This window comes from Gordonia humi, from assembly GCF_014197435.1.
Classification (GTDB): domain Bacteria; phylum Actinomycetota; class Actinomycetes; order Mycobacteriales; family Mycobacteriaceae; genus Gordonia; species Gordonia humi.
On the sequence record NZ_JACIFP010000001.1, the window covers coordinates 4,061,589 to 4,083,765 of the forward strand.

Below are 22,177 nucleotides of genomic sequence, written 5' to 3' on the forward strand. Positions count from 1 at the left end.
GATACGAACGTGGTCAACCCTACCGCTAGGGGCCGACAACCTGGGTCTCCACAACATGGTGTGTTCGGCCACCGATGACGACCCGTGGCGCGACACGCCGAGCACGCTGCTGTGTCAGACGCGTACGACGTCGAGAAGGGCGTCGACGGTCGGCGTGTCGCCGTCGACGGTCAGGTCTCTCATCGGGATGCGCCGCCACAGGCCCAGCAGGATGTCGGACGCCGACCCGCGCACCACGACGTCCGGTCGCGCATGCGGCTCGGTCGTCGCACCGTCCGATGCCAGCCGAACGGTGTGTCCGTCGGCGTCGTCGGGGCGCACGCCGACAACCGTGCCGACTGCGCCCTCGGGCAGATCGGCGCGACGGAGCACCCGCGGGACGAACACCTCGAACCACTCTGCGATGCCGTCGACGGCGAGCGCCGCGTCGATCGGCGACGGTCCCGCCTCCGACGCGTTCTGCAGATCCCACCGATGCACCGCGGTCTCGTGTGCCTGTCTCCGGAACCAGAAGCGGGCGAGGCCGGGACGACCGAACGCGCGCACCGGCCGGTCCGGATCGGTGTCGCGAAGCACTTCGCACAAGTCGCGCAGCCTGTCGGCGTACCAGCCGACCACCGCGTCGCCGTCGGGGACGTCGGAGGTGTCGAAGCCGAACCTGACGGTCGAGTCGACCGGTTCGGCGACATGCCGTGCCGCCCACCGATGGACCGCTCCGATGTGGACGACCAGATCCCGCACCGTCCAGTCCGGGCAGGTCGGCACCGGCCTCGCGAGGTCGACCGCGGGTGTCGAACAGATCTGAGATCCCTCTGTTCCAAGCGATTCCAACCAGTGCGCGACATTCTCCATAGACTCGACGCTAACCGAATCGAGGAAGTCGATGGATCGAACGACGCCGTCCGGAGCCGCGCTCGTCCGCCGTCGCGTCCGCTACTACTACCTGCTCGTCACGCTGATCGTCGCGATCTTCGCCGCCGAGACGACGATGCACTTCACGCACTACACGTGGTCACGATGGATCGTGACGATCACCGCCGCGATCGCCGTCTGTCTCGCCGTCGGATCGGGTCTGCGCGCCGGGGATCTCGGCGTCGCTCCCGACACATACGTCCGCGGCACCCGATGGGCGGCGGTGATCATGGTCGTCGTGATCCTGGGAGTCGGGATCGCCCTGGCGATCCCGCCGCTGCGAAGCCTGTTCCACAACGATGCGTATCGCAGCCTGCCGTGGGCGCTGTTCTCCGCATTCGTGCTGATCCCGTTCCAGACGGTGATCCCGGAGGAACTGCTGTTCCGCGGCATCATCACCGGGGCGTTGCTCCGCCGTCATTCGGTGCCGGTGTCGATCGCCGTCCAGGCCGTCCTGTTCGGACTGTGGCACGTCGTGTCGTCGATCGGACTGTCCGACGGGAACGAGGGCATCGGCGCCGTCCTCGGCACCGGAGTCGCCGGACAGGCACTCGGCGTGGTGGGCGCGGTGGCGTTCACCGGGGCGGCCGGTGCCGTGTTCGGGTGGCTCCGGGTCAAGACCGGCAGCCTGCTCCCCTGCCTCGCCCTGCACTGGGCCGCCAATGCCGCGGGCGCCGTCGCCGCGGCATTGGCGTGGCGACTGGGTTAAACCGTCGTCACGCCGCTCCGCGGGTCCACGAGGATCTTCGCGTGCACCTCGGGATCACCGAGCGCGTCGAACGCTGCCTCCACTCCGCCGAGCCCGACGGTGCCCGTGATCAACGGCTTCACGTTCATCTTGCCGTCGGCCATCATCGACAGGGTGTCGTGGAACTCGCCCGGGTCATAGCCGAATACGAACCGGAACTCGATCTCCTTGGTTCCCGCCATCGCAGGCATGAACGCGTCCTGCTCCATGCACACACCGACGACGACGATCCGTGAGCGCAGCGGCGCGGAGTCGACGAGCTGCGAGATCATGCCCGGCACTCCGACGCATTCGAACACGACCGGGCCCGCCGGCACCTCGCCGAGTCTCTCGGCGAGTCGGAACACGCGCCACCACGGCACCGGCCCGGGCACCGCGCGCAGCTTTCCCATGGTGCCGAGCGCGACGCCGACCAGGTCGGACACCGACCGCACCTCGTTGCGTCCGGGCGTGTAGGCGTCGAACGGGTCGGTCAAGCGCGGATCGACGACGACGGTCGCACCCATCTCCCCGGCCAGTGCGCGCCGACGCGGTGACAGATCGCTGGCGACGATCTGCTTGACTCCGGATGCCTTGAGCATCGCGATCACCGCGAGGCCGATGGGGCCGCATCCGATCACGACGGCCGCCTGACCGCGACGCACCTGGCCGCGACGCACCGCGTGCCACGCGACGGCCATCGGTTCGGTCAGTGCGGCCTCCTCGGTCGAGAGACCGTCGGGCACCGACAGCACCATCGACTCGGCGGCGATCACCTGCTCCGCGTAGGCGCCCGGCGCCTTCTCCGACAGCCCGGTCAGGTGCGGCCGTGCGCCGTCGGAGATCATCGGCAGCGCGACGACCCGCGTTCCCTTCTTCCACCGCCTACGGCAGCCCGGCCCGTACTCGGCGACGGTTCCGACGAACTCGTGCCCCATCACCACGCGCTGATCGGAACGCATCATATGGTGATAGCCCGCGGTCTCCGCGACCTCGGCGACGACGTCCGCGTGATGCCGCGCGTGCAGGTCGGATCCGCAGATGCCCGCGCGTGCCACGTCGAGCAGCACCTGACCGTGTCCCGGGACGGGATCGGCGACGTCGTCGACGGTCAGCTGACCCCGGCTGCACACAACGGCTTTCATACCTGGCAACTGTAGTGGCGAGGCCCGACGTTCACCGCGGTCCGGCGAATCGATGGTCGATACTCGAGTCATGCCGCCCGATCCGAACTCGCCTCGCGCGAGCCTTCTCGACGTCGACGACCAGCGCCTCTACGTCGAGGAGTGCGGCGCACCCCACGGCGTCCCCGCCCTCTTCCTGCACGGCGGACCGGGTGGAACGCTCGGCACCGGAGCGTACCGCGAGCGCTTCCCCCTCGAACGTGTCCGTCTCGTCAGCTTCGAACAGCGCGGCTGCGGGCGGTCTGTGCCGCATGCGTCCGATCCGGCGACGTCGTTGGAGACGAACACCTCGCAGGCATTGATCGGCGACATCGAGGCCGTCCGAACGCATCTCGGAATCGACCGTTGGATCGTCAACGGGATCTCGTGGGGGTCGTCGTTGGCATTGGCGTACGCGCAGGCCTGTCCCGAGCGGGTGTCGGGCTTGGTTCTGGTCGCCGTCACGGCGGGCTCCCGTCACGAGATCGACTGGATCACCGAGGGCGTCAGCCGTATCTTCCCCGAAGCGTGGGACCGGTTCGCCTCGCATGCGGAGGCGGCCGGTGTCGGCTACCGGCGCGGACGCGACCGCCTCGTGAACGCCTATGCGCGACTGCTCGACTCCCCCGACGACCACGTGCGTGACGCCGCGTCGCGGGAATGGGCGCGTTGGGAGGACACGCACATATCCATCGGCACGGGCGGCCTGCGCCGAGATCCACGATGGGACGACGATCGGTTCCGGCTCGCGTTCACTCGTCTCGCGGCGCACTACTGGTCGCATGACTGCTTCTTCTCGCCGCCGTTGCTCGAGCGCATGGACCGCGTCGCCGGCATCCGCGGTTACCTGATCCACGGCCGGCGGGACGTCTCGGGTCCCGCCGAGACGGCCTGGCGGTTGCACCGAGCCTGGCCCGGGTCGACGTTGATCGTCGACGAGGCCGATGGTCACGGAGGACGCTCTCTCGGCGAGCACTGGGCGGCGGCGAACGACGCGCTGGTCGCCGTTCAGCGGAGGTAGGCGTCGCCCGCCGTTCACCGTGGCGTCGACTCCGACTCATCTGTTCGAACTACAGTCCCGGTCATGAGACGACTCCTCGCCGGAACTGTCGCCGCAAGTGTGCTCGCCGCGACGGCCCTGACCGCACCCCATGCGCAGGCCGCTCCGGCCTCGCCGATCCGCCTCAGCTACGTCTCGACGTCGCAGTTGGCGAACGGAACCACCGTCGCGGGACATCGCGTCGGCGGACTGTCCGGCCTGGACTACGAACCGAGGACCGGACAGTTCGTGGCGATCAGCGACGACAAGGGCGATCACGGTCCCGCCCGCTACTATCGGCTGCCCGCGTCGGGTGTGCTGACCGGACACCCCGCACCGACAGAGGCGCCGCTGCTCGGCCTGGCTCCGCAGACGTTCGACCTGGAGTCGATCCGCCTGCGGCCCGATGGGAACGCCATCGTGACCTCCGAGGGCGTCACCGCGACGAAGGCCGCACCGTTCGTCCGTGAGTACACGTCGTTCGGCATCCCGGTCCGCGACTACCCGATTCCGGCCCGCTACCGCTCCGCCGGCACGAGTCACGGATTCCGCGACAACCTCGCATTCGAGGGCTCCGCCGTCCACGGCGGCACCGTCAGCCTGCTCACCGAGTCTTCGCTCGCCCAGGATCCGGAGGGCACGACACAGACGGGTGCACCCGCTCGTCTGCTCCGTCTGTCGAACAGCGGTACGGTGCGCGACGAGTACGTCTACCGCACCGATCCCCTGCCGACCGTCGACGGCGAGGAGGGCGCCTCCGAACTCCTCGCCCTGAACGGCACCGACTATCTCGTGATCGAGCGAGGCTACGACGGCACGACGGGCCGCAATCACGTGAAGGTCTTCTGGACGACGATCAGCGGTGCGCAACCGATCACCGGCGACTCGCGCGTCCCGTCGACGGTGAAGGCCATGCCGAAGACACTCGTCTTCGACTTCGCCTCCGTCCCGCGGATCGGCAACCCGGACAATGTCGAAGGCATGTCGTTCGGCCCGCGCCTGAAAGACGGACGACGGTCCCTCGTCCTGGTCTCCGACGACAACTTCAGCTCATCGCAGAAGACGCTGTTCCACATCCTGGCCGTCGACTGAGCCGGCCCCAGAGGTAACGGGAATCTCCCGCTCGGTGGGAGAACCCGTACACCCGCTACGACGCCGCGCTCACCTGAACTCGAACCGCGAGGGCCAGATCGCGCAATGACGTTCCACCGGAGCCGCGAGCATCGACGCCGGTCAGCGTGTCGATCACCGGATCGAGCACATCGCGCGGCAGGAACGGGCCGACGTTGCCGAGGAACTTCTCGACGATCTCGTCGACCGTCAACGCCGAGTCCGGATTGCCGCGGGCGTTGGGCACCTCCGCGGTCCAGGCGCCCGAGATCGTCCGGACGGTGACCCGCGCGGGCCGTCGCTGCGGCAGCGCCGCCGAGAACTCGGGTACCTCGCGCAGGTGCACGCGATCCACCAGCATCTCGACGTCGGGCCTGTCGAATCGCTCCGGCAGGAAGCCCTCGGCGTCGAGTCGGCCGTCGACGACGACCGACGCCACACAGCGCGGGATCGAGAAGCGCGCGTGCAGATCCGACTCGGCGCCGCGCGTGTCCAGCGACGCCGCGAACGCGAACGTCTCGACCTCGACGGCGACGATGTCCGACGGCGCCGGACCACCGGCGTCCGCCAGCGCGATGCGTAGTGCGTCGAGTGTCGGATGAACCCACCGTGCGCACGCGTACGGTTTGACGTAGCTGTCGCGCACCCGCCACCGTTCCCCGAGCCCGCCGGTGATCTCGTCGACATCGGCATCGGTGGCGACGACGCCGTCGTACAGAGCATCGAGCGCGCCCTCGGCGCCGGCGCTGTCGCCCGCGGTCGCCGCGGCGAGCGAGCCGTAGTACGCGCCGAGACCGGTCCACACGTTGCGTACTGTGCCGCCGTGCATCGGCACGGCGAGCGTCGCCGCCAGTGGCAGCGATCCGCTGCGTTCGACGGCCCGCACCACCCGCCCCGCATCGGCCCCGGTCACCGCGCTCATCGCGACGGCGGCCGCAATCGGCCCGTGAACGCCGTGCGGATGCAGACCCGGCCGCAGCGAGGTCCCGACGCCGAATCGAAGTCCCACCTCGCAGCCGAGAACGAAGGCGGTGATCGCGGCGTCGTCGTCGACCGGACCGCGGGTCACCGCGTGCAGCAGCGCGGGCAGTACATGCGGCGCCGGGTGGGCGGTCGGCACGGGTGGGAGCCGAGCACCGGCCGGATGGAACGATCCGCCGGAGTCGGCGTCGAGCCAGGTGGCCGCCGCACCGAGCACGGTGGTCCACGCGAACGGGACCGCCGCCGCCTCCTCGTCGGCGATCGCCAGCGTGCGCCCCATCTCCTGGACGGCCGGATAGCGCAGGCCGCCGATCAACGCGCCGAGCGAGTCGAGCAGCAGCAGACGCCCGAACGTCCAGGTCTCCTCCGGGACGCCGTCGTGATCGGTGTCGGCGACGAAACCGCCCAGCCGCGTCAGATCGAGTTTCAGGTCAGTCAACTGTTCATCTCCTTGCACTGTTCGCCAGACCGGCGCGCACCGCCGACACTGTCGGGGCCAGCCGGTCTTCGATTCCCGCGATCGCGCCGGCCAGGACGACACCGTCGATCCCCATACCGGCCAGCGGTCGCAGCCGATCGACGATCTCGTCGGTCGAACCGGTGAGCAGGAACCGGTCGCGAATCAGTTCTTCGGCGTCGCGATCGGTGCCTTGCGCCGCCGACGCCTCGGCGGTCCCGTGCTTGCGATAGTCGTGCGCGGCGGCGACCGCGGCGACCCGGCCGATCATGTCGTCGGCGACGTCGTACCACCGCGGAGAACGAACCAGTCGGGCCGCGCACGACCCGAGGATCGGTGCGGCGGCCTCACGCGACTGCTCGTCGTCGGCCGTGACGACCCCGCGTACGAACAGCCAGCACGCGGTGTCCGGGCGAGCCGCGCGCGCGGTGGCCAGCGCACGCTCCACCACGCCGGCCGACGCACCCACGTCGAGCAGGACGCCGCCGACCGCCTGGGCGTTGACCTCGATGGTGCGCGGTCCCGAGCCGGCGCCGAGCACCGGCCCGGTCCGCGGTGCCAGATCGTCGAGGCGGGCGCGGAACTCCTGTGCAAGGGCACGGTACTCACGTAGCGACGGGACCGTCAGCCCCTCGTTCGCCAGTGAACTCTCCCCGCGCGCGACGACGGTCAACACGCGGCCGGGAAACCGATCGGCGAGCGTCGCGCACGACTGTGCCACGACGCTCGGATGATGCAGACCGAGCCCCATGACACACGGCCCCGACAGTGCTGCGGCGGTGGAGCCGAGCACGCTCGCCGCGGTCAGGAACGGGTCCGGGAACAGTCGCGGACTGTCGGCGAATCCGACGCCGTCCGCACCGTCGCGCACCGCGTGCCGGGCCGCGACCAGCGGATCCTGCACGCCGCGCGGACGCGCGAGGTTGAGCAGGATCGGCGGGCCGCTCACGCCAGACGACCCAACAGGTCGCCGACGGTGCGCGGCACGTCGATGCGGTCGGCCACCGGCCGACCGGCGGCGGCCGACGCCGTATGCGCCACACTGCCCGGCATCGCAGTGATCGCATCGGCGGGCAGCGTCGCGGCCAGCCAGCCGGCGGCGGCCGCATGACCGGCGGCCCACCCGTCGGTCCGCGCGTGAGCGGCGGCCGGGGTGAACACCTGCAGACTCGCCGCGAGGTCGAGCACCGGCGCCAGATCGGCGCCCTCCGCGGGTCCGGTGAGCGAAGCGGCGGCCGCGGCGGCGAGCGTCGCCGCCGTCGGGTACGCGAGCGGTGCTGCGCCGAGCAGATCGTCGGCCTCGTCGAGCACGCGCAGACCGGCGACCACGGCTCGACCGATCCGCTCCACACCGGTGTCGGCCGGTGCGACGGCCAACGCGGCGAGCAGCGGCGCCCACCGCCGGTCGGGCGCCGCGGCGGCGAGTCGGGCGCCGTTCCACATCAGCGCCGGATACGTCGGTGCCACACGACCGGTCCCGATCAGTGGAAACCCGGCGGAGGCTGCGATCAGATCGGCCCACGCCGCCTCGGCCGCCGTCGGCTCACCGACCGCGTCGACCGGCAGCGACCGGGCCGCCGCGGCAGCGATGTCGGCGGAGACCGCACCGGAGGAGTAGACGGTCATCGCCCGCTCGGCCAGCCGGTCGGTGAACTCCGGTGCCGGATCGCTCAGCACCACCGTCGATGCGTCGAAGGTGGTCACCGGTCGCGCTCCACCACGGTGCTCTCCCCGATCAGGTAGAACGCGAAGTCGGTACGACCGCCCGGACCACGCTCGGCGGGCAGCGGATTCTCGGCGAACCAGGCGCGGTACGCCTCATACGCGTCGTGGTCGGCGAAGTGCATCTCGGCGATCCGGTACAGGTCCAAGCTCGGCGGAATCTCCGCGGTGCCGCCGGACGCCGACGTGACCGGGTACAGGATCTTGTTGAAGACGATCCGGTCCAGGTGCGGATTGGCGAGCAGGTCGGGCGCGTGCACATCGAACAGCCAGCGCTCGTACTCCTCCTCGCTGACGCCCTCGACGATGGTGTATCCGAGCAGTGCCTTGATCATCGGTTCACATTCCTTTCTCGCTGTCGGTTCGGTCTGGTGACGGTGGAGGTCTCGACTCCGGTTCTCCCGGGCCGAGTCGACGGGCTCGACGAACGGGAGACCGGTCAGCCTGGAATCGGCAGGTCGAAGGCCTGCGCACCGTCGCCGAAGCCTTCGACCCGGATCCGGCTCGGCGTGATCCGCACGCCGCGCATGGTCTCGTCGATCTCGGCACGGTCGCGGCGGGGAGCCCTCACGTGACCCGCGGCGCGGAGCCGCTCGGTGTGGCGGAGGTAGGCGTCCCATGTCTGGTCCGCATCGAGCAGACGCGCCGTGCCGCGCACGAACACCGCGCGCGGGATCGTCAAACCGAGATCGAACGTCCAGGGCGAGTCGTTCACCGACTCCGGCGACGGCGCCCCGACCCAGGTGACGAGAACTCGCGGATCGCGCTCGAGCTGCGCGTTTCGCCGATGGACGCGCCGCTGCACCATCTCGACCGTCCAGTCGTCGGCGAGGAACGCACTCGTCGAGCGTCCGATCGGCTCGCCGAGCCGATCGAACGTCACCACCTGCGCGAAACCCGCCTCACACTGCACGAATGCGCGTGCGGCCCGTTCGACGTCGGTCGGGTCAGCCATTCGCGACGACAGTCGCGGCGAGGTACGCCAGACCGAACGCGGGCATCAGGCCGTTGCCCGCCAGATATCCCCCGGCTCCGTGACCGGACACGCCCGCGGCGGCGCCGCCGGAGGCGTACAGGCCCGGGATCGGCCGGTCGTCTGCGTCGACGACGCGCGCCTTCTCGTCGACGACCAGACCGCCCTGCGTGTGGAACAGTGCCGGAACCACGCGGACCGCGGCATAGGGAGGCTCCAGCGGCGCCTCGTACTCGCGCCCGAAGCGGTCCTCGACGTGTCCGCGTGCGGCGAGTGCCGACTCCTCCAGCTCGGCCACGACGGCGTCGACCGGCAACCCGGTGACCTCCGCGAGTGCGGCCGCGTCGTCGGCCCAGACCTCGGCGCCCGACTCGACGGTCTGCCGGAAGTCGGTGAACGGCTGGCACAGGTCGTGGACGCGGCGGTCGAAGACCACCCAACCGGTCGCACCGGGACGGGCCGCCAGGTACGGGCCGAACTCGGAGTATCCGCTGGTCTCCTTGGCGAACCGGCGGCCCGTGGTGTCGAGCATGATCGCGCCGTGCATGATCGTCGCCCAGCCGAGCAGCGTCGCCGATTTCGCGGCCAGCGCGCCGTGGCCCTGGTACGCGTCGAGGTAGGCCGACGCCGCACCGAGTCTCGTTCCGATGCGCAGTCCGTCGCCGCGCGACGTCTCGCTGCCGTGGTACGTGGCCGAGGCGATCTCCGGCATGTGCTCGGCGACCATCTCGTGGTCGGCGCCGAATCCGTTGGTGGCCAACAGCACCGCGGGGGTCTCGATGCGTTCGGAGGCGCCGGACGGATCGGTCACGATCACTGCGCACACCGCGCCGTCGGCGTCGAGCTCCACATCGGTCAGACGCGCGGGCACCAGGAAGTCGATCTTCGGATGGCTGCGCGCGGTGCGCGCCAAGTGGTCGATCAGCGCGTTGCCGTGCCGCTCCGGGATGGTGTGGCAGCGGTCCACCGAGTGACCGGGATAGTGCATGTCGGTCATCAGCGAGATCTCCAGACCGACCTCGTCGGCCATCCATTCGACCATCTCGCCGCTGACTTCGGCCAGGGTGCGGGCCAGTCGCTGGTCACCGGTGCCCTTGGTCTTGCGCTCGACATCGGCGGCGAACAGGTCCGCCGAGTCCTCGATGCCCAGTTCCTTCTGGAAGCGGCTGCCGACGCCCGGGATCATCGCGGTGCACATCGACGTGTTGTTGCCGCGGGTGAAGTGCTCACTCGCCTCGACCACGAGCACGTCCAGGCCCGACTGGGCGGCGCGCAGAGCACCGATCAAACCGCCGCCCGCGCCGGCGACGACGAGGTCGGGTCCGTCGGCGCTCACGCCCGACCGCCCGACGCGACGAGTTCGAGCGCTCGGATCACCGGGTCGACGACGGGCACCGCGGAAGGATGGTCGGGGTCGACGTCGACGGCCGAGCAGCCGTTCAGCAGCGAGCGGACGCCGCGGGGCGCCAGGGCGGCTGCGGCGGCGTCGAGCTGCGCCTGCCACTCGGGGCCTTCGCTGACCGCGTCGAACGGCAGGTCGAGGACCTCGACCTCGGTGAGCCACTGCGACCAGCCGTAGACGTCGGCGACGCGGCGCATCTCGGCGGCGATCGCCTCGTTGCGGACCACACCGCCGGTCGGGGCGGCGAGCGCCGCCGCGTAGGCGAGGTTCATGCGGAGGATGCCGATCACCGGGCGCGTGGTCTCGCTCTGCAGCCGCGCCACGGACGGGTCGAGCACGCAGTCGGGCATCACGGCGTCGAACTCGGCCGGGGCGGCCGCGAGTGCGGCGTGGACGTACTCGTCCGAGCGTGCGATGTCCGCCGCCGAGTCGAGGCTGGTCGGCGCGCCATCGGGCAGATCGTGCAGGCGGACAGTGACTCCTGCCGGGGCGATAGTGTCGTACCGCTGCTGACGGCGAGCGAGTTCGTCGGCTCCGACGTGCAGCGGAGTGGTCGCGAAGATCTTCACGAGGATTCCTCCATTCAGGATTCGGTCAGGGTGTCCAGGACGGCGCGTGCGCTCGGCGTCTCGGGAAGCGACGACGCCGCCTCCAGCACACGGGCGACCGCATCGCCGTCGCCGAGCAGATCGCGGAGAAGCGCGACGGTCCGCTCGTAGTCGAACGGTTCGCGGGCGGCGTCGCCGATCGGGTTGGCGACCTCCTCCCTCAGTACACGGCCGTCGGCCAGGGTGATCTCGACGGCGGCGCCGCGTGCATCGGGCAGCCGGTCGTCGAAGACGGCGTCGGCGACGACGTCCACACGATCGGCGAGCGCTCGGAACTCCGCGCTGTTCGACGCGTCGTATCCGTCGGGCGCCACCCGGCCGTCCCGCAGGGCGGTGGCGACGACGTACGGAATCGAGAACATCGCGGCGAGCCGGTTGTTCCAACGAGTCCGGTGCAGGTTCGCCGCGGCCGAGTACGTCGACACGCGGATGCCGGTGATCGCGTCGACGCCCGCGTCCGGCAGTTGCGGACGCAGCACCAGGGCGGCGTCGGCGGTCGGGTGGGTGAACGCGCAGGACGCGTGTCGTTTGAAGTAGCCGAGCCCGATGTCCCACCGCTGCCCGAGCTCCTCGACGAGCACCGTCGGTGAGAAGGCGCCGAGAAGACCTCCGAGGCTGTGGGCGGCGATACCGGTCGGATTCGCCATGCCCGACTTCGCCAGACGCGCGGCGGCCAGGCCCGCGACGTTGCACGCCCCCATCCACTCGTTGCGGACCGGGTTGCCGTCGAGCGCCGCGGAGAACGGTCCGGCGATCGGCATGCCGCTCGCCGCGTCGATCGCGGCCGTGATCTGGTCGGCGTCGAGGCCGATGAGCTTGGCGCAGCCGGCCGCGGCACCCGTGAACCCCCAGTTCCCGTGCGGGTGCAGGCCCGGGACCGCGGTGGACGCGCGGCCGTAGCGGGCGCCCACCTCGTACGCGACCAGCAGTGCGGCCGCCGTCGCCGGTCCGTCCGCGTCGAGCGTCGCCGCCAACGCCAGGACGGCGGGGAATCCGTGCGCGGCGGGGTGTCCGCCCGCGAACTTGTTCCCCTCGTCCATCTCCAGGCTGACCAGCGCTGTCGCGTTGAGCCAGGCCGCGACCTCGGGCGAGGTCCGTATCCCGGTCCCGATCAGCGGTGCGGGCCCGTCGCCGGGAGTCCAGGCGTCGATCAGGCCCGCTCGTTCGGGCAGACGCGCGCCGAGCATCGTGACCCCGAGCGTGTCGAGAAGAACCAGGCGGAGCCGATCGCGGACCTCGTCGGGCACCGTGTCCCAGGTCAGGTCGGCCGCCCACTGCGCCAGCGCGAGCGCAGCGTCGAGCGCGGCCCGCTGATCGGGATCGAGCGCCTGTGTCTGCTCCGATCGGTCACTCATAGTCCGAGGTACGCCTTTCTCACTCGTTCGTCACCCGCCAGTTCCCTACCCGGTCCCTCGAGGACGACGCTGCCGCTTTCGAGGACGTACGCGCGGTCGGAGATCGACAGCGCCTGCGCGGCGTTCTGCTCCACCAGGAGCACACCGATCCCGGTCTCGCGGATCGCCGCGGCCGCGTTGAGCACGTCCCAGGTCAGTTTCGGCGACAGACCGGTCGACGGCTCGTCGAGCATCAGCATCTGCGGCTGCGCCATCAGGGCGCGGCCGATCGCCACCATCTGCTGCTGACCGCCCGACATGGTCTGAGCGATCTGCTTGCGCCGCTCCTTCAGGATCGGGAAGAGGTCGAAGACTCGCGCGAGGTCGTCGTCGACCTCGGCACGCTTACGCGTCCACGCTCCGAGCACCAGGTTCTGCTCCACCGTCATCGGACCGAACAGGTCGCGGTCCTCGGACACCTGGATCACCCGTCGGCGGACCACCTGGTGCGGCCGCAGCCCGGAGATCTTCTCGCCGTCGTAGCGGATCTCGCCGGTCCTGGTCTCGATGAGACCGCTGATCGCGCGCAGCATGGTGCTCTTGCCCGCACCGTTGGCGCCGACCACCGAGACCAGTTCCCCGGCGTCGACACGGATGCTCAGATCGTGCAAGATCTGGAGCTTCCCGTATCCCGCGGTGATCTTGTCGACCTCAAGCATCAGCGATCTCCGTTCCCAGGTAGGCCTCTTGGACGGTCGGGTCGGCCACGACGGCCTCGGGGTCTCCGGAGGCGATGACCCGCCCGCGGTCGAACACGACGACCGAGTCGGACAGTCGCATCACGGCGGCCATGATGTGTTCGATGAAGACCATGCTCAGGCCTTCGGAATCGCGCAGGTCGGCGAGGAGTTCGACGACCGGGGTGCGCTCGGACGGCACCAGACCGGCGAGCACCTCGTCGAGCAGCAGGAGCCTCGGCGAGCGGGCGAGCACGCGGGCCAACTCCAGACGCTTGAGCGCGGCGGTGTGCAGCGAGTCCGACACGGCGTCGGCCCACTCGGCCATCCCGGTCGCCTCGATCACGTCGTCGGCCCGCTTGTGGGCGGTCTTGTGACTGCCGCCCTTGGTGAGGGCCGCGGCGATGACGTTCTCACGCGCCGTCATGGTGCCGAACGGCTTCATCAACTGGAAGGTGCGCCCGACGCCGGCATGTGCGATGCGGTGCGGTGGCAGACCCGTCGCATCCTCGCCGAACAGCCGGACCGAACCGGCATCGGGTCGCAGTGCGCCGGTGATGCAGTTGAAGAAGGTCGTCTTGCCCGCACCGTTGGGGCCGATGACGCCCACGATCGAACCTTCGGGAACATCGAGCTGCACGTCGGCGAGCGCGTGCACGCCTTTGAACGACTTGCTCAGATCGCGGACTTCGAGGACGTTGTTCATCGTTGTCTCCACCAGTGTCGTATCGAACCGACGATGCCCTTGGGCAACACCAGCACGATGATGATGAGCAGGATCGAGTAGACGACCACGTCCAGACCGCTCCGACCGGCCAGGAAGTCCAGGAACTCGGGCGGGGTGCGTCCCCAGTCCGCGGTCAGTTCGTTGAGCGGGCCGATGATCAGTGCGCCGACGATCGGGCCCGCGATCGTGGCGATACCGCCGATGACCGCCGGGGTGATGGCCTGCACCGACTGCGCGTTGCCGAACGCGATGTCGGGGTCGATGAAGATGTAGTACTGCGTGTAGAACACGCCCGCCAGCGCGGTGATCGCCGCCGACACGCCCATCGTCGTCAATTTGACGCGCATGACGTTCACGCCGAGCGAGTCCGCGGCCTCCTCGTTGTCCCGGATCGCGACCGTATAGATGCCCGACCGCGACCGCAGATAGAACATGGTGATCAGGATGCAGACGACGAGCAGTGCGAGACCGATGTAGAAGTACTGCGGCGCGTTGGCACCGAACTGCAGCATCGACCACGAGTCCTCGGTCAGCAGCGGGACGTGCAGACCCGCGGTGCCGTTGAGCCAGTCCGTGTTCGTGGCCAGGAGGCGGAGCATCTCGGCGAACGCGAACGTCGCCAGTGCGAAGTACGCGGCGCGGAGCTTGTAGCGGAATGCGACGTAGCCGATGACCATCGCGACCAGCGCCGCGATCGCCGCACCGATGAACAGCGAGATCCACGGTGAGATGTTGTAATGCACGATCAGGTAGGCGTCGGTGTAGGCGCCGATGCCGAAGAACGCCGCGTGGCCGAAGCTGAACATGCCGCCGTAGCCGCTCATCAGGTTCCAGCCGATGCCCATCATCGCGATGATCAGCACGTTGACGGCGACCGCCTGACGGGACTCGGGCAGCACGTAGGGTGCGAACGCCGCGACGACGACGAAGACGCCGAGGTAGATCAACGGCCGGGTGAGATTCCGGGATCCGTCCGCGCCGACCGGCGATTTGGGCGACATCCTCGTGAGCAGGTTGGTGGTCATGAACTCTTACCTCCGAACAGTCCCTGCGGACGAATCAACAGAATGAGCAGGAACAGGAGGAACACTCCCAGCAGCGGGCTCTGCCCGACGAGGGCCACACCGCCGAGCTGCTCGACGAGACCGACGATCAGACCGCCGATGAGTGCACCCATCACGTTGCCGAGACCGCCCATGACGACCACGACGAACGCGAGGATGTTGAACTGATCGCCCGCGGTCGGCGTGATGGTGGTGAACGGCGCGATCAGCATGCCCGCGGCGCCGGCGCATGCGGCACCGAGACCGAAGGTGACCGCGTACACGGTGCGCACGTTGATGCCGACGAGACCGGCGCCCTGACTGCTGGCGGCGACGGCGCGGATGGCTCGACCGAACGGGGTGCGGTCCAGGACCAGGTAGACCACGCCCGCCAGGATCAGCGCTCCGACGAAGGCGATGATATGCGATCGGCTGACGACGGCACCGAGGATGTTCACGCCGGGATCGGACGTCAGGTTCACCGAAAGCGGGTCGCCGCGGAAGATCATCAGCAGCACGTTCGCGATGAGCAGCGACAGACCGAGGGTGATCAGCAACTGGCTCTCCAGTCCGCCGCCCATCGTGCGGTGCAGCAGGAAGAACTGGACCGCCATGCCGATGATGAACAGCGCCGCGATCGCGATCGGCAGGGCGAAGTAGGGATTCCACCCGGTCGACTCGACCACCTGGTAGGTCACGAACAGACCCACCGTGAGGAAGGCGCCGTGGGCGAAGTTCACGATGTCGAGGACACCGAAGATCAGGGTCAGGCCCATCGCCAGGAGACTGTAGACGCCGCCGGTGACGATGCCGGTGAGCAGAGCCTGTCCGGTGATCGCCATGCTGCCCGATCGCAGCAGGGCGGCGACGAACAGTGCCACCAGGACCAGGAGCATGATCAGGGCCGGTGTCGACGAGCGCAGGTTCTTCATCAGCCGGGCGCCAGTGCCCGCCTCCACCTCGTCGATCGAGGCGAGCGTGTTCGTGTCGGTCTGCGTCGGACTCATCGGCCCGGTCCCGCCGGGAACACGATCTGCTTCGTCGCGAACTGCTCCGGGAAGACGACGTGCGGCGCTCCGTCGAGCACCTGGGTCAGGACCGGAAGCGTGGACAGGTTCTCACCGGTCTCGCTGAACCGCACGGGGCCGTCGGACAGGACCACCGGCGTCACGTCGGTCTTGCCGAGCGCGTTGCGAATGGCCTCCGGGTCGTCCGACCCCGCCTTCTCGATCGCCGCGGCGATCACCATGACCGAGTCGTAGGCCAGCGCCGCGCCGGTACGCGGCGCATCACCGTATTCGGCTGTATAGGCTTTCACGAAGTCCTGCCCTTTCTTGCTCTTGTCGTTGATGTGGTAGTTCACATCGAAGTAGCCGTTGCCCGCACGGCCCGCGTCCGTCGGGAACTGCGGCTGGTCGAAGGCGCCGTCGGCGGCACCGACCACGGCGTCGAGGTTCGGCTTGACGGTCTGGACCGCTTTCGCGGCCAGGACGCCGTCACGGTAGTAGCCGGAGATCACGAGGATGCTGGCGCCGCTCGACTTGACCTGCGCGATCTGGGTCGTGAGGTCGGAGACGCTGGCGGCGTCGTAGCTGATCGACGGTCCCATCGTGAGACCTATCTCGGCGGCGCGGGCGGCGAACGCCTTCGACACGCCGTTGCCGAAGGCCGTGTTCTCGTGCAGGTAGGCGACCTTGGTGATCGGCCGGTGCGCCTGCTCGGCGACGGCCTTGACGTAGTCCGCGGTGCTGGCGCCGAACCGGGAGTTCGGCGGCTGCATGCGGAAGGTGTACTTGTAGCCGTTCTCGAGGATCGAGTTGTCGCCGCAGATGTCCATCAGATACGGGACCTTGTTGCGCTCGGCGACCACCGCCACGTTGGCGCAGACCGCACTCTGATAGCTGCCGATCAGGGCGACGGCGCCGCCGCTGACCAGGCGCTGCGCCTCACTCTGCCCGGTCTTGGCCGACCCCTTCGTGTCACCGGGGTCGATCGCGAGCTCCTTGCCGCCGAGCGCCTTGATGCCGCCCGCCGCGTTGATGTCGCGCACGGCGAGCTTCGCACCGTTCTCCAGCTGCGCACCGTCTCCCGCGTTGACTCCCGTCAACGGGTGCACAGTGCCGATCTTGATGACGTCGTCACCGCTGCCGGACGCGCTGCAGGCGGTGGCCGTCAACGCGACTCCGAGCGCGACGGCGACGGCCGTGACGAACTTCCGCTTTCTCATTCCGACTGCTCCTGACCTCGTTCGGTCCAGACCCCGAATCGATGATCGAGGCCGTCTGACTGCGTTCCGCTGATAGGAACGCTAGTGATTGGATCTTCAATTTAACATGTGACTCCACTCACCACAAGCGTGTGTCACATACAACCAGCCCCGACGAATACCGACCCGATTACAGGCATTGCCGCTAGAAGCCGCGCGGAAATGATATGAATGAGTCGCGATACACCAGAACCGACTATTGTTCCGCTGAGAGAAACATGACAGATTCAACTTGTTCCGAGATTCTCGCAGAGTCGATCTGCTCGGCGGTCATAGACGTCGACTGGCCCGCGCAGTCGCCACCGGTCGGCCGCCGAGCGTGCGCGATGATCGCCGATGTCCTGAGTGCGGCGACGGCCGGGCTCGCGCACTCGGACGTCCACGAGCTGCGAACCGCTGCACTCGGCGGGATGATCGAGGACGGACACCACAGTGGCCCGAGCAGCGTTATCGGACGGTCCGCGGGCGCTCCGCCCGCATTGGCCGCATACCTCAACGCGACATCGATCGCCCGCGAACAGCTCCAGGACGGACACCGTCGTGCGCGCGGCCATCCGGGTTCCCACGTCGTCCCGGCCGTCTTCGCGGTAGCCGAGTCCGTCGGCGCGGACGGCCCGTCGACCCTGTCGGCGGTCCTCGCGGGTTACGAGATCGGCACGCGCATCGGCGTCGCGATGGACGGCACACCCCCGAATGTGCACGACATCGGGACATGGGCGAGTGTCGGCGCCGCCGCGGGTGTGGCACACCTTCTGACCGGAGGCGATCGGACCGCGGTCGCGGCGGCCGTCGACGTCGCCGCGGCGCTGCCACTCGCACCGGATGCGAGAACCGTGTTCACCGGACGCACGGCGCAGAACATGTATCTGGCGACGGCCGCGCTGCACGCGGTCCTCGGCGGACAGGCCGCGGCTGCCGGCGTGCGCGCCGCGCCGGGTACTCTCGAACTCCACTTCGCGCGCATCACCGCGGCCGATCCGGCGGGATTCGCCCGGCGCCTCGACGCCCTCGCCGCCGACGGCGAATGGACCGTCCTCGACGGCTACCTCAAACGCCACCCCACCTGCGCCCTGCTGCACGGTGTGAACGACGCGGTGGAGGACCTCGCCCGCCGAGGCCCGTGGGATCCGGCACTGATCGAATCGGTCCGGGTCCGCACATACGCCGCGGCCGCATCGTTCGACGAGTCCGCGCCGACGGGCGAGCTCGCCGCGCGGTTCAGCATCCCGTGGACCGTCGCCGCCGGGTTGACCGCCACGGGGTCGACCGGCGACGCATTCGGTCGCGCCGCACTCGACGACCAGGCTCTCCGAGCACTCGCCGCCCGCGTCGTCGTGGAGCACGATCGAGATCTCGACGCCGGGTATCCGGACGGCAGGCCTGCCGTGGTCACCGTACGGTTCACCGACGGACGGTCGCTGACCGAGACAGCGTCCGGTCCGCCGCGCGGCGACGGACCCGACGCGCTCGCCGATCCCGTGGTCGCCGCGAAACCGGCGAGGCTGCTCGCCGTCGGCGGATCGACGTGGGCGGGCGACGTGCTCGACGCCGTCGCGGCGTTGACGTCCACCGGGCGCCCCGCCGACATCGGATCGCTGCTGCGCCGCGTTCGCCCGATACCGGACCGAGAGCGGTGAGGACCTTGTTTATAGTGACACCGACAGGCCGAACGCGGCCGCGCCTTCGCGACGGTGTGCGATGAGCCGCGGCCCCCGAGCGAAAGGCGGGACGCCGATGTCCGAACCACTCCCCGAGACCGGCGGCACGTCGTCGGCCGATCGCGTGGCCGACGTCCTCCTGCTGTTCGCTCGCTCGGACACTCCGCTCGGAGTGTCGATGATCGCCCGGCAGCTGTCGCTGAGCAAGGCCGTGGTGCATCGCATCCTCCGATCACTGGTCTCCCGATCACTGCTCAAGACGGTGCCGGAGGGCTCCGAGTACACCCTCGGCCCGGCGGCGATCGCGCTGTCTGCGCGGGCGTTCAGCCAGGTGGACGTGCGTTCGATCGCGGCCCCCGTGCTGCGTCGCCTCCGCGCCCAGACCCAGGAGACGGCCACGGTGTCGGTACTGACCGGCAAGGAGCGCATCTACCTCGACCAGTTCGAGTCGCCGCAGGAGGTCAAGATGATCGTCGAGATCGGCGTCCGGCTGCCACTGCATTCGGGTGCCTCCAGCCGCGCGATCCTCGCCTTCCTGCCCGGATCTTTCATCGACGACGCGGTGCACGATCTGCGCGCGATGCACACCGACTTCGACGAGGACGCCTACCGTCACGAACTCGATCTGATCCGGGAGCGCGGTTACGCGCTCTCGCTCAACGAACGCAACACCGGCGCGGCCGCGATCGCCGCCCCGTTCTTCGACGCCGCGGGCAATGTCATGGGCTCCATCAGCTCGTCCGGTCCGGCCTTCCGCTACTCCTTCGACACTCACCAAGAGCACGGAGCTCTCGTCGTGGACGCCGCACGCGCGATCACCGACGGTCTTCGCGCCTGACTCGCACAAAGGACACCCGTGGCCTCCCTCCTCCCCCGTTCGTTCCTCTACGTCCCGGCCGTGAAACCGCATCTGTTCGGCAAGGCCGTCGCCGGACCGGCCGACGCCGTCGTCCTCGATCTGGAAGACGCGGTCCCCCTGACCGACAAGGAGACCGCCCGCGCGGCCGTCCGCGAGTTCCTCGACGGTCCGGGCGACGGCACCGACCGCGCGCAGGTCTGGGTCCGAGTGGATCCGACGTTCCTCGACGACGACTGCGACGCCGTCGTCCGCCCCGGTCTGGCCGGCATCCTGCTCGCCAAATGCGGCGTCGACGCCCTCGATCGGATCACCGCGCTTCTGCACCGACTCGAGGCCGAGCGCGGGGTCGAGCCGATCCCGGTCGTCGGCCTGATCGAGGACGCGGCAGCGATCGTCGATCTGCCCACGCTGGCGCGGCATCCTCGGTTGACGACGTTCGCGGTCGGCGAGGTGGACCTCCTCGGTGATCTGCGGATGGTGCGCAGCGCGGCGACGGCGTCCGCGGTGATCGGCCTGCGCGCCCAGATCGTCCTGCACGCCGCCGCGGCCGGGCTGCCCGCCCCGGTGGCTCCGACCTCCACCGACTTCCGTGACCTGGACTCCTTCGCGCGCACCACGCGCGAGTTGATCGACCTCGGTTTCCGTGCCCGCACGGCGATCCACCCGGGACAGATCCCGGTGATCCACGACGTTCTGACGCCGAGTGACGACGACGTCGCCGCCGCTCGCGACGTTCTGGACCGCTTCGACGCCGCACACGGCGGCGTCACCGTCGACGCGGGCGGCCGCCTCATCGACGCCGCGGTGATCCGCGCCGCGCGCGAGACCCTGCACCGCGCCTGACGCGTGTCGGCTGCCGCCGTCGTCGGCAACGGGCACCGGTACGACGAAGGGGCGCGACCGTGACGGTCGCGCCCCTTCTGCTCGGGAGGGAGCGTATCCGGGTGGATCAGTCCTGCACGCCCGAACGACGGACGTACTGGCCGACGGGCTCACCGACGATCTGCTCGTCGCGGAAGACACCGTTGCCGCGGACGAAGGTGTCGGTGACCTTGGCGGTCAGGTTGAAGCCCTCGAACGGGGTGTACTCCTGCGTCGACAGCGAGTCCTCGGCGTGCACCGTGTAGTCGACGGTGTCGTCGAGCAGGCAGAAGTCGGCGTCGCAGCCGACGACCAGGTCGCCCTTGTTCGCCATGCCGTAGCGGTCGGCGGGATTCTTGCAGACGAGCTCGGCGATGCGCGGGTAGCTCAGACCGCGCTTGCGCCCCTCGCTGACCATGCCCGCGAGCAGGTACTCGGCGCCGCCGAAGCCCGACTTCTGCAGGAACACGTCCTCGCGCGGCTCACCGAACTTGGCCTCGTCCTTACAGCACGCGTGGTCGGACGTGACCCACGAGAAGTCGCCCGCGAGCACATGCTCCCACAGCGACTCGACGTCGTCGCGCGACCGCAGCGGCGGATTCACCTTGCCGCCCGGAGCGGCCGTCTCGAAGTCGGCCAGCAGGTGGCCGACGGTGACCTCGCGACGGAAGTTGATGTGCGGGAACGCCTGCTGCATGGTCATCGCCGCCTCGATGGCCTTGCGCGAGGTGAGGTGCAGGAGGTTGATGTTCGGCAGCTCGGTCTCGTGCGCGAGATACGAGGCGATCGTGATGGCCAGGCCCTCCGAGTGCGGCGGACGGGAGGCGCTGTAGGCCTCGAGTCCGGTCAGCTTGCCCTCGTCCTCCACCAGCTTGGTGTAGGCACGCATGATCTCGGCGGTCTCGCAGTGCAGCGACAGCGAGATGTTGTCCTTGTCCTTGGCGAACCGCGGATCGCGACGGGCCTTCTCGATGCCGCGCATGACGAACTCGAAGTGCGCGACGTCGTAGGTCTGGTCCTCGGGCAGCATCAGGAACGACGCCTGGTTGCTCGAGCGGCCGTGCAGACCGTGGGCGCCGTAGAACATGAAGATCTTGAACGACGGGACACCGAACTTGCCGATCAGGTCGGGGATCTCGTCGATGTGCTCCTTCATGATCGGAGCGATGTGGAACGCGTAGTCGGTGTACGCACGGCCCTCGGTGGCCTCCAGGACCTCCGGGAAGATCTCGTTGTAGGGGCCGGTCTTGTTCATGTAGTACGCACCGGTGCGCATGTAGGTGATGCCGCTGGTGACACCGCCCTGCGCCGACGCCTTGCTCTCGCTGGCCGCGTCCTCGGACAACGTGTTGTAGATGCCCCAGTGCTGGTGGACGTCCACCACGCCCGGGAACAGGTGCTTGCCCGCCCCGTCGACGACCTCGGCGGCGCGCGCGGCGTCGATGTCGGCCTCGATGGCGGCGAACTTCCCGTTCGACACCGCCACGTCGAGCACCTCGGGTGCCTCCGTGCCGGGACGCACGACCTGGGCGCCCTTGATGACCAGATCGAATTCAGTCATTTGTCCTCGCTCCTTAAAAACTCGGCTATCAGTCGGT

General features: G+C 69.2%; 22 protein-coding genes. 6 read left to right on the forward strand and 16 right to left on the reverse strand.

The annotated features are described in order from the left end of the window. Positions 1-114 precede the first annotated feature (114 nt). A complete protein-coding gene (locus BKA16_RS18720) occupies positions 115-852 on the reverse strand; it encodes a maleylpyruvate isomerase family mycothiol-dependent enzyme (protein WP_183372088.1) in 738 nt (245 codons plus the stop codon). A gap of 31 nt (positions 853-883) precedes the next feature. On the opposite strand from BKA16_RS18720, the gene BKA16_RS18725 reads away from it, so the two are divergent. Further along, on the forward strand, positions 884-1,621 hold the full coding sequence (locus BKA16_RS18725; protein WP_183372089.1) for a CPBP family intramembrane glutamic endopeptidase: 738 nt from the start codon (positions 884-886) through the stop codon (positions 1,619-1,621). Here BKA16_RS18725 and BKA16_RS18730 read toward each other — a convergent pair. Then, positions 1,618-2,784 carry a zinc-binding dehydrogenase gene (locus tag BKA16_RS18730; RefSeq protein WP_183372090.1) on the reverse strand — a complete coding sequence of 389 codons (1,167 nt, stop codon included), beginning with the start codon at positions 2,782-2,784 and terminating at the stop codon, positions 1,618-1,620. The genes BKA16_RS18725 and BKA16_RS18730 overlap by 4 nt on opposite strands. A gap of 70 nt (positions 2,785-2,854) precedes the next feature. On the opposite strand from BKA16_RS18730, the gene BKA16_RS18735 reads away from it, so the two are divergent. Further along, the gene (locus BKA16_RS18735; protein WP_183372091.1) at positions 2,855-3,823 is read left to right on the forward strand and encodes an alpha/beta fold hydrolase; all 969 of its coding nucleotides are present in this window, start codon (positions 2,855-2,857) and stop codon (positions 3,821-3,823) included. A gap of 63 nt (positions 3,824-3,886) precedes the next feature. Further along, positions 3,887-4,933, forward strand: coding sequence for an esterase-like activity of phytase family protein (locus BKA16_RS18740; protein WP_183372092.1), 1,047 nt, complete (start codon positions 3,887-3,889; stop codon positions 4,931-4,933). A gap of 55 nt (positions 4,934-4,988) precedes the next feature. Here BKA16_RS18740 and BKA16_RS18745 read toward each other — a convergent pair whose 3' ends face one another. The 13 genes from BKA16_RS18745 to BKA16_RS18805 form a co-directional block, all read right to left on the reverse strand. After that, positions 4,989-6,371, reverse strand: a complete 1,383-nt coding sequence (locus BKA16_RS18745) for an MmgE/PrpD family protein (RefSeq protein ID WP_183372093.1) — start codon at positions 6,369-6,371, stop codon at positions 4,989-4,991. Between the two features lie 4 nt (positions 6,372-6,375). Continuing rightward, positions 6,376-7,338 carry an LLM class flavin-dependent oxidoreductase gene (locus BKA16_RS18750; RefSeq protein WP_183372094.1) on the reverse strand — a complete coding sequence of 321 codons (963 nt, stop codon included), beginning with the start codon at positions 7,336-7,338 and terminating at the stop codon, positions 6,376-6,378. Further along, entirely contained in the window at positions 7,335-8,093 is a 759-nt protein-coding gene (locus BKA16_RS18755) for a hypothetical protein (protein ID WP_183372095.1), read from the reverse strand. Before BKA16_RS18755 ends, BKA16_RS18750 begins: the two co-directional genes overlap by 4 nt. After that, positions 8,090-8,446, reverse strand: a complete 357-nt coding sequence (locus tag BKA16_RS18760) for an EthD domain-containing protein (protein ID WP_183372096.1) — start codon at positions 8,444-8,446, stop codon at positions 8,090-8,092. The genes BKA16_RS18755 and BKA16_RS18760 overlap by 4 nt, the downstream gene beginning before the upstream one ends. Positions 8,447-8,550: 104 nt before the next feature. After that, positions 8,551-9,066 carry a pyridoxamine 5'-phosphate oxidase family protein gene (locus BKA16_RS18765; RefSeq protein WP_183372097.1) on the reverse strand — a complete coding sequence of 172 codons (516 nt, stop codon included), beginning with the start codon at positions 9,064-9,066 and terminating at the stop codon, positions 8,551-8,553. Beyond that, on the reverse strand, positions 9,059-10,420 hold the full coding sequence (locus BKA16_RS18770; RefSeq protein WP_183372098.1) for an FAD-binding protein: 1,362 nt from the start codon (positions 10,418-10,420) through the stop codon (positions 9,059-9,061). Before BKA16_RS18770 ends, BKA16_RS18765 begins: the two co-directional genes overlap by 8 nt. Continuing rightward, a complete protein-coding gene (locus BKA16_RS18775) occupies positions 10,417-11,055 on the reverse strand; it encodes an aspartate/glutamate racemase family protein (RefSeq protein ID WP_183372099.1) in 639 nt (212 codons plus the stop codon). Before BKA16_RS18775 ends, BKA16_RS18770 begins: the two co-directional genes overlap by 4 nt. Positions 11,056-11,069: 14 nt before the next feature. Next, positions 11,070-12,449 carry an MmgE/PrpD family protein gene (locus BKA16_RS18780; protein WP_183372100.1) on the reverse strand — a complete coding sequence of 460 codons (1,380 nt, stop codon included), beginning with the start codon at positions 12,447-12,449 and terminating at the stop codon, positions 11,070-11,072. Then, a complete protein-coding gene (locus BKA16_RS18785) occupies positions 12,446-13,147 on the reverse strand; it encodes an ABC transporter ATP-binding protein (protein ID WP_183372101.1) in 702 nt (233 codons plus the stop codon). Before BKA16_RS18785 ends, BKA16_RS18780 begins: the two co-directional genes overlap by 4 nt. Then, positions 13,140-13,871 (reverse strand): ABC transporter ATP-binding protein, encoded by a 732-nt coding sequence (locus BKA16_RS18790; RefSeq protein ID WP_183372102.1) that lies wholly within the window; start codon positions 13,869-13,871, stop codon positions 13,140-13,142. The genes BKA16_RS18785 and BKA16_RS18790 overlap by 8 nt, the downstream gene beginning before the upstream one ends. Then, positions 13,868-14,917 carry a branched-chain amino acid ABC transporter permease gene (locus BKA16_RS18795; protein ID WP_246371819.1) on the reverse strand — a complete coding sequence of 350 codons (1,050 nt, stop codon included), beginning with the start codon at positions 14,915-14,917 and terminating at the stop codon, positions 13,868-13,870. Before BKA16_RS18795 ends, BKA16_RS18790 begins: the two co-directional genes overlap by 4 nt. Further along, positions 14,914-15,942 carry a branched-chain amino acid ABC transporter permease gene (locus BKA16_RS18800; RefSeq protein ID WP_221246918.1) on the reverse strand — a complete coding sequence of 343 codons (1,029 nt, stop codon included), beginning with the start codon at positions 15,940-15,942 and terminating at the stop codon, positions 14,914-14,916. Before BKA16_RS18800 ends, BKA16_RS18795 begins: the two co-directional genes overlap by 4 nt. After that, the gene (locus BKA16_RS18805; RefSeq protein WP_183372103.1) at positions 15,939-17,162 is read right to left on the reverse strand and encodes an ABC transporter substrate-binding protein; all 1,224 of its coding nucleotides are present in this window, start codon (positions 17,160-17,162) and stop codon (positions 15,939-15,941) included. The genes BKA16_RS18800 and BKA16_RS18805 overlap by 4 nt, the downstream gene beginning before the upstream one ends. A 257-nt stretch (positions 17,163-17,419) precedes the next feature. On the opposite strand from BKA16_RS18805, the gene BKA16_RS18810 reads away from it, so the two are divergent. From BKA16_RS18810 to BKA16_RS18820, 3 genes are all read left to right on the forward strand, one after another. Then, positions 17,420-18,838 (forward strand): MmgE/PrpD family protein, encoded by a 1,419-nt coding sequence (locus BKA16_RS18810; RefSeq protein ID WP_183372104.1) that lies wholly within the window; start codon positions 17,420-17,422, stop codon positions 18,836-18,838. A gap of 97 nt (positions 18,839-18,935) precedes the next feature. Continuing rightward, the gene (locus BKA16_RS18815) at positions 18,936-19,697 is read left to right on the forward strand and encodes an IclR family transcriptional regulator (protein ID WP_183372105.1); all 762 of its coding nucleotides are present in this window, start codon (positions 18,936-18,938) and stop codon (positions 19,695-19,697) included. 18 nt (positions 19,698-19,715) lie between these two features. After that, complete coding sequence (locus BKA16_RS18820) at positions 19,716-20,561, forward strand: aldolase/citrate lyase family protein (protein ID WP_183372106.1); 846 nt, start codon at positions 19,716-19,718, stop codon at positions 20,559-20,561. A gap of 106 nt (positions 20,562-20,667) precedes the next feature. Here the strand turns inward: BKA16_RS18820 and BKA16_RS18825 are convergent, their stop codons facing one another. Then, positions 20,668-22,140: a dihydroorotase gene (locus tag BKA16_RS18825; RefSeq protein WP_183372107.1), complete on the reverse strand. Its 1,473-nt coding sequence runs from the start codon at positions 22,138-22,140 to the stop codon at positions 20,668-20,670. Between the last annotated feature and the right edge of the window lie 37 nt (positions 22,141-22,177).

Coding starts and splice junctions, on each gene's coding strand:
- BKA16_RS18780 (WP_183372100.1), bottom strand. CDS start 12,449: ATGAGTGACCGATCGGAGCAGACACAGGCGCTCGATCCCGATCAGCGG.
- BKA16_RS18815 (WP_183372105.1), top strand. CDS start 18,936: ATGTCCGAACCACTCCCCGAGACCGGCGGCACGTCGTCGGCCGATCGC.
- BKA16_RS18805 (WP_183372103.1), bottom strand. CDS start 17,162: ATGAGAAAGCGGAAGTTCGTCACGGCCGTCGCCGTCGCGCTCGGAGTC.
- BKA16_RS18720 (WP_183372088.1), bottom strand. CDS start 852: ATGGAGAATGTCGCGCACTGGTTGGAATCGCTTGGAACAGAGGGATCT.
- BKA16_RS18765 (WP_183372097.1), bottom strand. CDS start 9,066: ATGGCTGACCCGACCGACGTCGAACGGGCCGCACGCGCATTCGTGCAG.
- BKA16_RS18735 (WP_183372091.1), top strand. CDS start 2,855: ATGCCGCCCGATCCGAACTCGCCTCGCGCGAGCCTTCTCGACGTCGAC.
- BKA16_RS18725 (WP_183372089.1), top strand. CDS start 884: ATGGATCGAACGACGCCGTCCGGAGCCGCGCTCGTCCGCCGTCGCGTC.
- BKA16_RS18795 (WP_246371819.1), bottom strand. CDS start 14,917: ATGACCACCAACCTGCTCACGAGGATGTCGCCCAAATCGCCGGTCGGC.
- BKA16_RS18740 (WP_183372092.1), top strand. CDS start 3,887: ATGAGACGACTCCTCGCCGGAACTGTCGCCGCAAGTGTGCTCGCCGCG.
- BKA16_RS18730 (WP_183372090.1), bottom strand. CDS start 2,784: ATGAAAGCCGTTGTGTGCAGCCGGGGTCAGCTGACCGTCGACGACGTC.
- BKA16_RS18825 (WP_183372107.1), bottom strand. CDS start 22,140: ATGACTGAATTCGATCTGGTCATCAAGGGCGCCCAGGTCGTGCGTCCC.
- BKA16_RS18760 (WP_183372096.1), bottom strand. CDS start 8,446: ATGATCAAGGCACTGCTCGGATACACCATCGTCGAGGGCGTCAGCGAG.
- BKA16_RS18810 (WP_183372104.1), top strand. CDS start 17,420: ATGACAGATTCAACTTGTTCCGAGATTCTCGCAGAGTCGATCTGCTCG.
- BKA16_RS18785 (WP_183372101.1), bottom strand. CDS start 13,147: ATGCTTGAGGTCGACAAGATCACCGCGGGATACGGGAAGCTCCAGATC.
- BKA16_RS18790 (WP_183372102.1), bottom strand. CDS start 13,871: ATGAACAACGTCCTCGAAGTCCGCGATCTGAGCAAGTCGTTCAAAGGC.
- BKA16_RS18800 (WP_221246918.1), bottom strand. CDS start 15,942: ATGAGTCCGACGCAGACCGACACGAACACGCTCGCCTCGATCGACGAG.